Source organism: Streptomyces sp. NPDC001401 (assembly GCF_042895385.1).
GTDB lineage: Bacteria > Actinomycetota > Actinomycetes > Streptomycetales > Streptomycetaceae > Streptomyces.
On the sequence record NZ_JBIAWI010000026.1, the window covers coordinates 24,972 to 38,701 of the forward strand.

A 13,730-nucleotide genomic window follows, 5' to 3' on the forward strand; every position below is an offset into this window, starting at 1 on the left:
CGGCGGACAAGGAGCAAGCAATGGCCGTCCCTTTCTCCCCAAATCGCCAGAATCTCCAGCACCCACGCCCTCCCCGTTCACCCGTTTGGAGTAACCAGCCAGCAGGTGTCCCTTTTCCGTGCCGTACTGGAACCGGGCCAGCACCGTTTTGCTAATGATCTAAATGGGCGAAATGAGGTGACTCCAATGCCTCAGAGTGGAGAGCCCACAGGAAAAACTGCAAAGAATATGGAGGGTACAGCTGGAAAAGCGGTAGAGCAAGATAAGCCCGAAGCTCCGTGGCTCGAACTCCCCCTCGCCTGGATATCCTATCTCCGGACGGAGATTAGCCGCCAAGAATGCACGGGCAAGGAAACAGACTGCGATCGAAAAAAACTCATCGCTGGCGCCAAAAACCATCTGAGAATTGCCGAATCAGCATGCACCGAAGGGCGACCGTGGTTCAGATGGGTCAAAAAGTCTAATAGACTTGAGCGAATATGGGCCAACGTGCGAGCCGCCGACGTCAATCTCCTAGCCCTGAGTTCTGACCAAGAGTTGATAGCCCGCTCCGGCCACATTAGGGCGATGGTGAGAAATTACATCCACAAGGACAGTCCGCAGCGGATCCAAGCAGAGGATGCACTCAAAAGGATTGCGGAGAAGGCAACCCCTCCCAAGGAAGACGAAACCAGGCGGGCCTCTCGCGAAGAAGAGAGGAGGGGGTCCTCCCGCGAAGGCGAGGCCCTGGTGTCCCTACAAGACAGGCTCACCGCGATCCAGGCACTCGGCATCACCTACTCGGCGCTCGACACGAGAACAAGACGAGTCCGAATATTCGCCAATGTTTTGTGGGTAGCGACCGGCCTCACCTTTTTGGGTGCCGCCGGAATCGCTATTTGGGGGGCATTCGACCCGCACACTCTGAACCTTTGCTTCAATCACCTGCAAAACGGTGACCAGATTCCCGGGAATAGGACACAAGAAATTATCGCCTGCCCTACAGGTGACAGAAAAGTCGTAACAGGTCACCTCCCCAACGAGTATGTCGACCCCCTGGACGTTCTCTCGGTCGAGCTCGCCGGACTTGTGGGGGCCGCATTGACGACAATTGCTGCTCTCAGGAGGATCCACGATGACCACACGTCCCCTTACGCCCTGCCACTTGCGGCCGCCACCCTCAAATTCCCACTCGGAGCAATAGCAGCTTTTGCTGGGATTGTGTTCATGAGGGGATCGTTTCTGCCCGGCTTGAGCGCACTGGACTCACCAATGCAGATTCTCGCTTGGGCTATCCTCTTTGGGGCAGCTCAGCAACTGGTGACCCACGTGATTGACGAGAAGGCCCAAACCACCCTCTCTGGGATAGGAAAATCACCCAACCCTCCCGGGAGGGCACCAGCCGATGAGGCGTTCTAAGGTGCATTTGGATCCGCCGGGAACGCAGGGCCTATATCCACGAGGCGTTTCTCCAATTGGCCACGCTTGTGAGCCGCGTCCTGCGGCACCGGTCGCACAGCGAGCGGATCGGCCGACCCGCCGCGTTTGATGAACGCGCACAGTACCTCCGCAATGGTGATGCGGTCGTATGGCGAGTCGTCGGCGATGCGTTCCAGGGCGAAGATCGCGCCGAATCGTACGTCCGGGCTGGGGCTGCCGAGTTGCTCCACGGCTGTCGTGAAGCGCTGGGTGATCTGACCTTGGCTGGTGACCTGCAATTGCCGCCAGGTGAAGAACGCGCCAATCAGCAAGGCGATTCCAGCCAGGCCCTGCAGCAGCGTGGTGCGGATGTCGTTGATCGCTTGCGCCCCGCCGGATGCAGGCATGGCCGGGGCGTCCCAACTCAGCAGGTACCGGGGGGCCACGACGGTGACGAAGGCAACGAGGAGCAGACTGCTGCAGACCACAACCACAGTGACCGCCCGCGACCGGCCGGTGAAGCGCCTGCCTTGACGTTCTTGCTCGCGCACGGGATGCCCTGACCTGGTGGATGACGAGGCCGGGCTTGAAGCCCTCGAAGACCGGTACCGGGCCAGCCGCGACGGAGCGCGGCAGCACGGAGCCGGAGGGCTTGACGCCCAGCGCGGCGCGCACCTCGGGCGGCGGTTCGCTCGCGCGTGCGGCGCCGGCCTGCGGCTCAAGGGAGGCTCGAGGGCCGGCTGCTTCGATGGACGCTCAGGAACGGAGCAGCCGGGCGTCACCGGCTCGATGCCCACACCGTGCAGGACCGGATGGAACTGCCCGCCCGTGGCGAACCGGATCTGCACGCGGCCCTGGCGGCCGAACCGATCTCTTTGGGGTGACTAGGACATGGGAACCGTCGGACTGGCACGCACCCAGTTCGCCTTGACGGTGGGGGTGCACTACCTGCTCGTCGCACTGACCCTCGGGCTCGTGGTCATGGTGGCGATCTGCCACACCCGCTGGGTCCGCACGGGCGATCCGGCGCTGCGGCAGGCCACGAAGTACTGGGGCACGCTCTACGTCATCAACTACGCGGTCGGTATCGGCGCGGGCATCGCCATGGAGTACCAGCTCAGCGCCAACTGGTCGGGCCTGGAGAACATGGGCGCCGGGGTGTTCGGCGCGCCGCTCGCCGTGGAGACCGTGGTCGCGTTCTTCGTGGAGTCGACCTTTCTCGCGCTGTGGATCTTCGGCTGGCAGCGGCTGCCCGCGAAGGCGCATCTGGCCTGCATCTGGATCGTCGCCGCGGCCGCCTACCTCTCCGTCGTCTGGGCGCTGCTGGCCAACGGCTTCATGAACAACCCCGTCGCGTACGAGATGCGCGGCGGCACCCTCCAGCTGACCGATCCGCTGGCCCTGTTCTCCAACCCCAATGCGTGGATCGCCATCCTGCACATCACCGGCGGGGCCGCCGCGGTCGGCGGATTCTTCATGCTCGGTGTCTCGGTGCTGCTGCGCCAGCGCGGGCGGGCCGACGACACGTTCGTACGGCACTCGATGCGCATGGGCGCCCATGCGGGCTTCTGGGGCGCCCTGCTGGTCGGTGTCAGCGGTGCGGTGCAGATCGATCGGATCGCCGTGCAGCAGCCGGTCAAGCAGGCGCTGCTGGACGGCGACAGTGACCGGATCGCCGCGTTCCAGCGAGAGTTGACGGAGCGTTTCGGGGATGCCGGGCTGCCGCCGGGGCCGCTGGTGCAGCTCAGCGCCTACGCGATGTTCGTCGTCGGGTTCGTTCTGCTGCTGGTCTCGCTGTGGGTCCTGGTCGCGCTGCGCGGCGACCGGATGCTCACGTCGAAGCCGCTGCACCGGGTGCTGCGGGTCGCCATGGTGATGCCCTTCGTGGCGAACATCGCCGGCTGGCTGGTACGCGAGATCGGCCGGCAGCCGTTCGTCATCGACGACATCCTCACCACCCGGCAGGCCCTGACTCCCTCGCTCACCACCACCCAGCTGACCGTCTCCCTGGTGGTGCTGGGGGCGGTCGTCACGACCCTGCTGGTCCTGGACTGGTGGCTGCTGGGCAAGGCGGCAATGCGCGGTCCCGCGCAGGCCGATCTGTGGGCACAGGAGTCCGGCGGCGGCGAACGCCCCGATGCCGGCGGCGCGCTCGACGACGAGCGCGACAGCGTCCTGCTGTAGGGCCCGTCCGGCGGATCGGGCCGCACCGTCGCGGCCCGCGCCCTTTCTGTACCGGTGAGCGGGGCCTGGCGCCGTGCAGCTGCGCGGCGCCCGCCGGCTCGTTCCGGCTCGTCCCGTCCCCCGCATCTCATGCTGCAAAGGAGCACACCGGCCATGAGTTACCCGACCGTGTGGACCATCGGGTTCATCGCCTTGTTCACCGGCTATCTGACGCTCGCCGGAACCAACTACGGAGTGGGCTCGACCCTGTTGTTCACGGCCCGCGGCGATGGGGAACGCCGTCAGGTGCTCGGCGGCCTCGGCCCGTTCCTGCTCGCCAACGAGTCCTGGCTGCTGGTCTCCCTCGGCATCCTGGTGGGCACCCTGCCGGGCCTGGAGAGCCAACTCCTGGTCGGTGCCGCGCCGTTCGCGCTGCTGGCCATGACCGGCGCACTGGTCCTGACCAGCGCCGTGATGCTGCGCAGCCGGCACCCCGAGGCCGCCGTGCGCAGGCGGTGGGACGGCGTGATCTGCGCGGCCGGCGCGGCGGCGGCGTTCGGCTGGGGGGCGTTCCTGGTCGCCGTCGCGGGCTCGCTCGACCTCGACGGCAGCGGCCATGTCCTGGGCAGCGGCGCGGCGTTCACCCCGTACGCCCTGCTCGGCGGGGTGAGTGCGCTCGCGCTGCTCGGTGCGCACGGCTGCGCCTTCACCGCCGCCCGCACCACCGGGGCGGTCGCCGCCCGCGCCACCGTGCTCGGCCGGCGGCTGTGCGGCGCCGGCTGCCTGCTCGTCGCCCTGACCGGCCTCGCCTCCTGGGCCGGCGGGCACACCGGCGGTGCGGCGCTGCACCGGCCGGCCCTCGCGCTGGGGCTGCTCGCGCTCGCCGTGCTCGCCCTGCCGCCGGCCGGCCGCGCGCTGTCCGCCGGCCGGCCCTGGCGGGCGTACGCGGCCACGGCCGTCGCGGTGGGGCTCGCGCCCATCGCCGTGTTCGCGGCCAAGTACCCGTATCTGACGACCCCCGCGCACTCCGGAGTGCGGGCCGTCGCCGTCCAGGACCTCGCCGCGGACAGCACCGCACTGGCACTGGTCACCTGGACCGCGGGCCCGGTCCTGGTGCTGGTGATCGCCGTACAGCTGCGGATGTGGTGGTGGCTGCGCGCACCCGCGGAGCGGTCCACGGCACCCGCCTTCCACTGACGCCCCCGGGGGACGCATGAAGCACGGACCGCTCGATGCCGAACTGGTGCGGATCCACCCGCGCGTGAAGGTGTTCCTCCTGGTGTGCACGGCCGGTGCGGCGCTCGGCGGCGCGCTGGTCGTCGCCCAGGCGCTGCTGCTGGCCCGGGTGCTGGCCGCCCTCTTCCACGGCGGCTCCCGCGAGGCCTTCGCCGCGGTGCCGGTGCCCCTGGTCGCCGGGGTCGTCGCGGCCCGGTGCGGGCTCGTGTGGTGGGAGCGCTGGTATCCGGCGCGGGAGGCGACGCGGGTGCAGCAGGCGTTGCGCGCAGAGCTGGTCGAGGCCGCGGGCCGGGGCCGGATCCGGGGCGCGGGGCCGGCGCCCGCCGCCGTGGTGGCCGTGCTGACGCGCGGCGCGGACGCGCTGGACGGCTACGTCTCGGGCGCCGTGGCCGTGCTGCCGCAGGCCGTCGTGGTGCCGCCCACCGTGGTGTGCACGCTGCTGCTGCTCGATGTGCCCTCCGGGCTGACCGTGCTGGTCACCCTCCCCTTCGTCCCGCTGGTGCTCGCCGTCGTCGGACTGCACACCAAGGCGCGTACCGAGCGGCACTGGAGGGTGCTGCTGCGCCTGGGCGAACGCTTCCGTCAGGCGGTGGGCGGCCTGACCACCCTGCGGGTGTTCGGGCGGCAGGACGATGCGGCCCGGCGGATCCGCGCGGCCGCTGCCGAGCACCGGGTGGTCACGATGGCCGCCCTGCGGCAGGCGTTCTTGTCGTCGTTCGTCCTGGAGACCATGACCACCCTGGCCGTCGCCCTGATCGCGGTGCCGGTCGGCTTCCGGCTGCTGGCCGGGGACATGCCGCTCACCGCGGGCCTGGCCGTCCTGCTGCTCACACCGGAGGCGTACCGCCCGCTGCGCTCGCTGGCGCTGCGCTTCCATGCGAGCCAGGAGGGCCGGGCCGTACTCGAGCAGGCCCGCCGGATCAGGGCGGCCGCCCCCGTGCCGGTGCGGCCCGCCGCGCCGGGGCCGCATCCGGTGGTGGAGGTGCCCAGCCCGGCCCTGACCCCCCTCGTCCTGGACCGGCTGACGGTCGGGTTCCCGGGCGGCCCTCCCGTGCTGAGGGAGGTGTCGCTGACGCTCGAACCGGGCCGCTGCCATGCGCTGACCGGGCCCAGCGGCGCGGGCAAGAGCACGCTGCTGCGCACCCTCGCCGGCCAGCTCGCACCGCTCGGCGGCGAGATCCGCATCGGGTCCCACCCGCTGCCGTACGTTCCCGGCGCGGCCTGGGGCGACGTGCTCGGGGTGGTGCCGCAGCGGCCGCACCTGTTCGCCATGTCGCTGGCGGACAACGTCCGCCTCGGCCGCCCCGGCGCCGGCCCCGACGAGGTGTGGCAGGCGCTGGCCGCGGCGGGGGCCGCCGATTTCGTGGCGGCACTGCCCGATGGCCCGGCGACCCTGCTCGGCGACGGCGGCGCCCAGCTCAGCGCCGGTGAACGGCAACGGATCGCGCTGGCCCGCGCCCTGCTGCGCAGGCCGGCGCTGCTGCTGCTCGACGAGCCGACCGCGCGGCTGGACGGCCAGACGGAGCAGCGGGTGCTGGACGCCCTGCGTGCCCTCGCCGGGACCGAGCGCACCACCGTGCTGGTGGTCACCCACCGCCCCCGGGTCATGGAACACGCGGACACGGTGTTCCACGCCGCGCACGGCTCGGTCGACATCCGGCCGCGCCTGCGGGAAGGACAGCCCGCATGGTGAGGCGTCCAGCCCCCGCAGTTGCCTGGGTCCGGCTGGTTCTCGCGGCCCTGGCGACGGCGCTGTGCGAGGCGTCGGCGCTGGCCCTGACCGCCACCGCCGCCTGGCTCGTCTGCCGGGCCTTCGAGCAACCCCCGCTGGCCGCCCTGTCGTTGGCGGTGGTCGCGGTCCGCGCCCTGGCGCTCGTGCGCGGCACCCTGCGCTACGGCGAGCGGCTGGCCGGGCATGACGCGGCGCTGCGGATCATGGAGCGGGTGCGCGGCCGGTTCTTCGACGCCCTGGAGCCCCTGGCCCCGTCCGGGCAGGGCGCGTTTCGCCGCGGCGACCTGCTCACCCGGCTGCTCGCGGACGTGGAGGCGGTGCAGGACCTGGTGATCCGGGTGGTCTTGCCCGCGCTCGCGGCGCTCACGGTCGGCGCCGGTGTCACCGCCTGGGTCTGGCTGCAGCTGCCCGCGGCCGGTGCCGCGCTGGGCTGCGGCCTGCTGGCCGGTTCGGTGCTGCTGCCGGCGGCGGCGGCTCTTGCCCTGGACCGGGCGCGGGTACGCCTGGCGCGGGCCCGCTCCATGCTGGCGGTGCGCAGCGTGGACCTCATCGAGGGGGCCGAGGACCTCGCGGTCTGCGGGGCGTCGGCCGCCGCCACCGGGCGCGAGCAGGCCGCCGCGCGGGCCGTCGCCCGGCTGGAGGGCTCCGTGGCGCTGCGCGGGGCCAGTGCCGGCGCCGCGGGGCTCCTGGTCCGGCTGGTGACGACCGGCGCGGTGGCGGTGCTCGCCGCGCGGGCCCAGGACGCCGGGCGGCTCGGCCCGGTCACCGTCGCCGTCCTGACCCTGACCGCGCTCGCCGCCGTGGAGACGAGCGCTCCCGTGCAGGGGGCGGCGGAGCGGTTGGGTGAACTCGGCCACGGGCTGCGGCGGGTGCGGGAAGTGCTGCACGCCCGCCCGCCCGTGCCCGAACCCGAACACCCGCACCCGGTGCCCGCGGGCCCGCTCACCCTGAAGTTCGACGATGTCACCGTGGTGCCCAAGGGAGCGTCCCGGCCGGCTTTGAGCGGATTCGGCCTGTCGCTGCCCCCGGGGCGCAAGGTCGCCCTGGTCGGGCCGAGCGGCGCGGGCAAGTCCACCGTGCTCGCCGCCGCGCTGGGGTTCGTCCGCCCCGCGGCGGGACAGGTGACGCTCAACGGTGTGCCGGTCGAGCGGACAGCGGGCCGGCAGCTGCGGCCCCGTCTGGTGTGCGGGCTCACCCAGGAGCACTACGTCTTCGCCGGCACGGTCCGCTCCGTGCTCAGGATCGGCCGGCCGGACGCCGGCGACGCCGAGCTGTGGTCCGCCCTCGAGCAGGCGGGTGCCGCCGCGTGGATTGGTGCCCTGCCGGGCGGCCTGGATGCCGAAGTGGGGGACGATGCGGCCGAGTTGGCGGGCGGCCAGCGCCAGCGGCTGGCGCTGGCCGCGGCCCTGCTCGTCGATCCCCGCGTCCTCGTTCTGGACGAACCCACCGAGTCCCTCGATCCCCGCACGGCCGGCGCCCTGCTCGGCGACACCCTGGCCGCGGCGGGCGAGCGGGCCCTCCTGCTGGTCAGCCACCGCCTGCGCGGCCTCGAGTTGGCCGACGAGATCGTGGTGCTGCGCGCCGGGCACGTCGTCCAGCGCGGCAGCCACACCGAACTCCTCGCCCAGGAGGGCTACTACCGCGACCAGTACACCGCCGAACACGAGGCCGAGCAGCGCACGGAGCCCGGGCTCACCGTGCCCTGAGGGCGGGCACGGTGGGCCCGGCGGGCGTGCGGGCAGCGGGGTTGCCCGCCGGGCCGGCCACCGGCGCCGCGGGGACCAGCGCCGCCAGGCCCACGCACAGCGCGGGCGCCAGAGGCGCCGGTCAACGCCCGGGCCTCGCGTCCTCTCGAGGCGACGAGGCGAGGCAAGCGCGCCCCGTTGTGCGGGCAGGAGTTGCTTGCCCGGCCGGGCCGGGGCCTGGTGGGTCTGGCGGGCATGGCCGCGTGGGCCGCGCACGGCGTCGCCTCACCCGCCCGGCTGTCCCACTCCCCCGGTATGCATGACGTGCTGCCCGGCGGCCTGGGTCTGCCGTTGAATTGACACACCCGCCAGCCGCTCGCCGTAGCGCAGGGTGCCGCGCACGAGCGCCAGGGCGCGGACCGCGACCACCGCCAACGACAGGGCGGCCAGCGGGGGTTGCTCGAAGGCCCGGCAGACGAGCCAGGCGGCGGTGGCGGTCAGGGCCAGCGCCGACGCCTCGCACAGCGCCGTCGCCAGGGCCGCGAGAACCAGCCGGACCCAGGCAACTGCGGGGGCTGGACGCCTCACCATGCGGGCTGTCCTTCCCGCAGGCGCGGCCGGATGTCGACCGAGCCGTGCGCGGCGTGGAACACCGTGTCCGCGTGTTCCATGACCCGGGGGCGGTGGGTGACCACCAGCACGGTGGTGCGCTCGGTCCCGGCGAGGGCACGCAGGGCGTCCAGCACCCGCTGCTTTGGGCCGGTCGGGGCCGGGCCCGGCGTCCGAAGCCACCCGGCACATCGGCGCGGCGAGTGTGTACTGCGTCAACAGCAGCCCGGAGACCTCCTGTTCGACCAGCCGGGTTCGGCCGGTCGGGGCTCTTGGAGCGCGGCCTCCGGCCGGCCGGGCCGAGCAGCTCCTTTCAAGATCTTGTGGGCCTTCACTCCGGGCAGTTCGGGGCCGGCTGCGACCCGCCACAGCGGCTCGATCACGCGGGCGACAACCTCGTCGTCGTCCTCACCGCGGACCAGCGCCAAGCCCAGGGCCAGGTAGACCGCCACGTGCGGGGCGGGCTGCCGGCGGCACAGCGGCGCGTCTGCCTGCCGCGCTCAGCCGCCCTTGTGGTCATCCCCGGGTATGACGCGGCTTCACGCTGTCCGACCGCAGTCGCCCTTTGGGACAGGAATTGCGGCTGACTTCACGGCCCGTTTTTGCCGGGATGATGGAACAGTCCCCACAAAGCAGCAGTACCCGCAGGGACAAGCGAGCGCCGTAAACATCGTCGAATCCACTGCGGCGATGTCCGGCCCCGGAGCCGAAACCGATAGCGAGAGGGAGTACCGAAAATGGCAAAGCTGCAGAGCCTGGACCCGATCACGCCGATGTTCGCCCAGTTCCAGGAGAAGACCGGCCCCATCGTCCTGGCCAACACCTTCCTCGTCCCGAAGGAAAAGACCGAAGAATTCCTGCCCCTTTTCCGCAGGCAGGCAGAATTCATGAAGGCACAGCCGGGGTTCGTCTCCCTGCAGATGCACAAGGGAACGGCAGACAGTCAGCTGCTGATGAACATCGCGATCTGGGAATCGACCGAGGCACTTGCGGCAGCGTTCAGCAGCCCGGAGTTCCAGCGCATGGCCGCCGACTTCCCCGACGACGTCGTCTCCTACCCGCACATCTTCGAGCAGATCAACGTCTGACACGGCAACAGCAGACACGGACGGCCGCGCCACACTCAGGCTTCCTCGCAAAGCCGGCCGGGCCGGGGGCAGAGGTCGAGGACGGCACGGAGCGCCTGATCCACGCGGGCCATCACCGCCGGGGCGACATCGCCCCGGAGGAAAGCCGTGCCGTACGCCTCGTCGAGGCCGGTCAGGGAGACGACCGGGACATCGCGGCCGTCGGGCAGGGTCCAGGCCTCCTTGCGCTTGATCTGCGAGGTCGCAGAGTGTCGCCCTCGCCTGCCAGGTCCCGGCCGGGACCGAGGGCTGCGAGCTGGTGGCCGGCGTCGAGGGTGGTGGCGCGGCGCGCACGGCGTGGGCCCGCACCCTGGCGTCGGTGCGGGCTGAGCAATATCGGAGATGGGCCGAGCGGCCCGGACGCCACATCCTTGTCGTCATGGATTACGGGAGCACCGACAATCCGGCAGGCATGGTGGCGCGGCCATGACGGCCGAGCGGTTCACCGCGACCGTCGTGGGTGGTGGCATCGGCGGGCTGGCCGCAGCGGCGGCACTGGCACGGTGCGGCCTCGAGGTGACGGTCGTCGAACGCGCACCGAGCTTCGGGCCCGCGGGCTCGGGCCTGATGCTCTACCCGAACGGCGTGGCCGCCGCGGATGCCGTCAGCAGCCGGCTCGGCCGGCGCCTGCGCGAATTAGGGCATGTGATCGGGCCGGATGAGGAGCGGGTGCTGCTGGGCGCCTCCGGCCGGGTTCTCGCGCGGGAGAAGATCGGCCGGCTGGGCTGGCCCGACGGGACTCCGTCGATCTCGATCCTGCGCACGGCCGTGCAGAACGCGCTGATCGACGAGGTCTCCTTTGCCGGTGCCGAGGTCCGGATGGGCACGGTGGTGTGCGACTACGAGGCGGATCACGGCCCGGTCTCCTTGCGGTTGTCCGACGGCAGCACCCACTTGGCGGACCTGCTGGTGGCCGCGGACGGGATCTGGTCGTCGGTGCGCGAGCGGATGGTCGCCGACGGACCGCCCCGGTACTGCGGTTACACCTCGGTGCGCAGCCACACCCCGGGCGACTGGCCATGGCCCCAGGGCTTCGTGGCCAACGGGAACGGCGTGCAGATATTTGCCGCTCCGGTTGCCGACGGCACGCTGTACTGGACGGCCAAGATCACCGCTGCGTCGGGGACCTGGCCGCAGCTCGGACCGGAAGCGGCGCAACGGGCGTTGGCGGAGCTGATCGCCGGATGGCCCGCCGAGATCGTGCGGCTCATCACCGAGAGCGACCCCGCCGATGTCGCGGTCACCGACGTCCACGATCGCGACCCCGTCTCGCGGTGGGTGGACGGCCGCGTGGTCCTGCTCGGCGACGCGGCGCATCCCATGGCCCCGGCCCTGGGACAAGCGGCGAACATGGCGCTCGAAGACGCCGTCGTCCTCGCCTCGCAGCTGCGCACGCACGTCGTGGACGGCGGTCGCGGCGACTTCGACACCGCGCTGCGCGCCTACCAGCAGCAGCGCGTGGAGCGCACCGCCCGGGTGGCACTTCTTTCCCGCCGCCAGGGCCTGCTGGACCAGGGAGCGGGCACCGTCCGGTCGCTTGTGCGCAATACCGCCATGAGCCTGCGCGGGCGTAAGGACGCAGCGCTCCACGAGGTCACCCGGTGGGCGGTCACCGCTTGGGCGGCGTGAGCCCGTCGACGTTTTAAGACACACGGCCGAAAGGGCACGATGAACAGGCGACGACGCTCCAGCCGGGATCGGTCCCGGCACGATGCCGGCTCGCAGGCGGGCCGTGTCCTGCCGGCCAGGCTCGTGGCCGACCGCGGGCGGCCCGATCCGGCCGGGAAGCCCGACCTGCCGAGGCCGTACGCACCGGCGGATCTGATCCCTCTTTTCGCCGAGGACATCCGCACCGTCGTCGAGCGTGACCCGTCCATACGGACGTCCGCGGAAGCCCTGCTGCATCCGGCGCTTCCCGCCCTGTGCGTCCACCGCGTGGCGCACCTCCTGCATAAACGAGGCGCTCGGCTGACCGCGCGCGCCCTGATGATCTGTGCCCGGGCGCTCACCGGTACGGAGATCCATCCGGGTGCCACGGTGGGCCGCAGAGTACTTATTGACCACGGTGCGGCCGTGGTGATCGGCGAAACGGCAGTGGTGGGCGATGACGTCACCATTTATCACCAGGTCACCCTCGGGGCGGTCGGCTGGTGGCGGGACAACCGCAGGCCGCCCGGGGAACGGCGGCACCCGGTGATCGGCAGTGGTTGCGTGCTGGGCGCCGGCTCCACCGTCCTGGGGCCAGTGGTCGTCGGCGACAGAGCAGTGATCGGGGCACAGGCCCTCGTCCTGACGGATGTGCCCGCCGACACTCATGTGGCAGCTGCGAAAGCGCCGCCGAAATCGTATGCCGCACTGCCCCGGACGGCGTGGATGCCCTGAGAGGCCGGCCCGTCCCTCGCCATCTCGCCCTCACCCGGAAAGAAGCGGAGGAAGCGTGCAAGCGGATTCGACGGTGCTTCTGGTCGGCGCCACCGACCGTACGGTCACCAAGGCAAAGGACCTGGGGCTGCACGTCATCGTGCTGCAGCATCCCCACAAGCTTGCGGAAGCACCGTGCGAAAAGGCGGATGTGGTCCTGGCCGTGGACTACACGGATGTGACCGCGCTGGAAACGGCAGCCCGTGACGTGTGGGACACCACGGGATTCACCGCCGTCGTCTCCCTCACCGAGCCCGGCCTGGAAGGCGCGGGCCTGCTCAATGATCTCTTCTCTCTGGGCGGCACCGGGCTCGAGGCGGCCAGGCGCTTCAGGGACAAACTGGCCATGCGCCGCCGCCTGGCCACGGCCGGCAACAAAGCGGCCACCGCCGCCGCGGCGCCGCTGGCGAAGCGGCATGACATCGATGAATTCGCCGAGCAGTACGGTTACCGGTTCGTGGTCAAGCCGAGGAACGGGACGGGAAGTTACGGCGTATTCCAGGTCACCGGCCCCGAAACAGCGGAGGCCGCATGGGACATGGTGAGCGCACTGAACGGGCATCCCATGGCCCGCACCACCATGCCGTTCTCCGTCGACGGCTTCATGATGGAAGAGTACGTCGACGGTCCTCAATTCAGTGCGGAATCCTTCAGCTTCCATGGCCGCCATGTGCTGATCGGGATCACCGAGACGCATCTCGCCGCCGACAGTTTCGCGGCCTTCTCCCACGTCATGCCCGCCCGGCTGGACAACGCCGCCCAGGCCGGCGTGCGTGACGCCATGAGCGGCTTCCTCGATGCCATGGGGCTGCGGGACGGGCCCGCGCACACGGAGTTCAGGCTCAGCGAGCGAGGACCCGTGGTGATCGAGTCGCACAACCGTTACGGCGGCGGCGCCATCAATCAACTCGTACAAGGTGCCTACGGAATCGATCTCGAAACCTATGCGCTCGGCTGGCCGTTCGGGCTGGTGCCCGAGATTTCCCTGCCACCGCAGGCGCAGGGCGCCGCGGCCGTGCGATTCCTTGTCAGCGGCCCGGGACAGGTGGAATCAATAACAGGGGTCCAGGAGGCACGATCGGAGCCGGGCGTCCTGACGGCCCAGATGTGGGTGAAGCCGGGAGACACCGTCCGCTCGGTCGAGAATTCCTGGGACCGTCTGGGGCTGGTGGCCACCGCAGCGGCCACCGGCGACATGGCCCTGCGCCGTGCCGAGGAGGTCCTCCAGGACACCATCCGGATCCAGGTACGGGGTGAGGACGGCGTTTCGCGGCCCGCACGGATTGCCCTGCCGGGCCCTCGGGTCACAGCAGCGTCGTGATGCCCTGACGTCCCATGCCCCTGCGCCGAAGCTCCGGT

At 71.0% G+C, this 13,730-nt stretch carries 12 protein-coding genes; 9 read left to right on the plus strand and 3 right to left on the minus strand.

Features of this window, described 5'->3' with window-relative positions; translation table 11 throughout:
- Nucleotides 1-186 precede the first annotated feature (186 nt).
- Entirely contained in the window at nt 187-1,398 is a 1,212-nt protein-coding gene (locus tag ACFY10_RS49485) for a hypothetical protein (RefSeq protein WP_390671982.1), read from the plus strand.
- Here the strand turns inward: ACFY10_RS49485 and ACFY10_RS49490 are convergent.
- Nucleotides 1,395-1,949 (minus strand): hypothetical protein, encoded by a 555-nt coding sequence (locus tag ACFY10_RS49490; RefSeq protein ID WP_390671983.1) that lies wholly within the window; start codon nt 1,947-1,949, stop codon nt 1,395-1,397. The genes ACFY10_RS49485 and ACFY10_RS49490 overlap by 4 nt on opposite strands.
- A gap of 340 nt (nt 1,950-2,289) precedes the next feature.
- On the opposite strand from ACFY10_RS49490, the gene ACFY10_RS49495 reads away from it, so the two are divergent.
- The 4 genes from ACFY10_RS49495 (at nt 2,290) to cydC (ending at nt 8,235) form a co-directional block, all read left to right on the plus strand.
- A complete protein-coding gene (locus tag ACFY10_RS49495) occupies nt 2,290-3,582 on the plus strand; it encodes a cytochrome ubiquinol oxidase subunit I (protein ID WP_390671984.1) in 1,293 nt (430 codons plus the stop codon).
- A gap of 153 nt (nt 3,583-3,735) precedes the next feature.
- Nucleotides 3,736-4,758 carry a cytochrome d ubiquinol oxidase subunit II gene (locus ACFY10_RS49500; protein WP_390671985.1) on the plus strand — a complete coding sequence of 341 codons (1,023 nt, stop codon included), beginning with the start codon at nt 3,736-3,738 and terminating at the stop codon, nt 4,756-4,758.
- 16 nt (nt 4,759-4,774) lie between these two features.
- A complete protein-coding gene (gene cydD / locus ACFY10_RS49505) occupies nt 4,775-6,490 on the plus strand; it encodes a thiol reductant ABC exporter subunit CydD (protein ID WP_390671986.1) in 1,716 nt (571 codons plus the stop codon).
- Nucleotides 6,484-8,235: a thiol reductant ABC exporter subunit CydC gene (gene cydC, locus ACFY10_RS49510; protein ID WP_390671987.1), complete on the plus strand. Its 1,752-nt coding sequence runs from the start codon at nt 6,484-6,486 to the stop codon at nt 8,233-8,235. The genes cydD and cydC overlap by 7 nt, the downstream gene beginning before the upstream one ends.
- A gap of 264 nt (nt 8,236-8,499) precedes the next feature.
- Here cydC and ACFY10_RS49515 read toward each other — a convergent pair whose 3' ends face one another.
- Together ACFY10_RS49515 and ACFY10_RS49520 are read right to left on the minus strand one after the other, a co-directional pair.
- Nucleotides 8,500-8,805, minus strand: coding sequence for a hypothetical protein (locus ACFY10_RS49515; RefSeq protein ID WP_390671988.1), 306 nt, complete (start codon nt 8,803-8,805; stop codon nt 8,500-8,502).
- Complete coding sequence (locus ACFY10_RS49520) at nt 8,799-8,960, minus strand: hypothetical protein (RefSeq protein ID WP_390671989.1); 162 nt, start codon at nt 8,958-8,960, stop codon at nt 8,799-8,801. The genes ACFY10_RS49515 and ACFY10_RS49520 overlap by 7 nt, the downstream gene beginning before the upstream one ends.
- Before the next feature lie 600 nt (nt 8,961-9,560).
- Here ACFY10_RS49520 and ACFY10_RS49525 point away from each other — a divergent pair.
- From ACFY10_RS49525 to ACFY10_RS49540, 4 genes are all read left to right on the plus strand, one after another.
- Nucleotides 9,561-9,911 (plus strand): antibiotic biosynthesis monooxygenase family protein, encoded by a 351-nt coding sequence (locus tag ACFY10_RS49525; protein WP_390671990.1) that lies wholly within the window; start codon nt 9,561-9,563, stop codon nt 9,909-9,911.
- 465 nt (nt 9,912-10,376) lie between these two features.
- Entirely contained in the window at nt 10,377-11,579 is a 1,203-nt protein-coding gene (locus tag ACFY10_RS49530; RefSeq protein WP_390671991.1) for an FAD-dependent oxidoreductase, read from the plus strand.
- 39 nt (nt 11,580-11,618) lie between these two features.
- Nucleotides 11,619-12,332 carry a serine O-acetyltransferase EpsC gene (gene epsC, locus ACFY10_RS49535; protein ID WP_390671992.1) on the plus strand — a complete coding sequence of 238 codons (714 nt, stop codon included), beginning with the start codon at nt 11,619-11,621 and terminating at the stop codon, nt 12,330-12,332.
- Nucleotides 12,298-13,692, plus strand: coding sequence for an ATP-grasp domain-containing protein (locus ACFY10_RS49540; protein WP_390671993.1), 1,395 nt, complete (start codon nt 12,298-12,300; stop codon nt 13,690-13,692). Before epsC ends, ACFY10_RS49540 begins: the two co-directional genes overlap by 35 nt.
- Nucleotides 13,693-13,730: the final 38 nt, after the last annotated feature.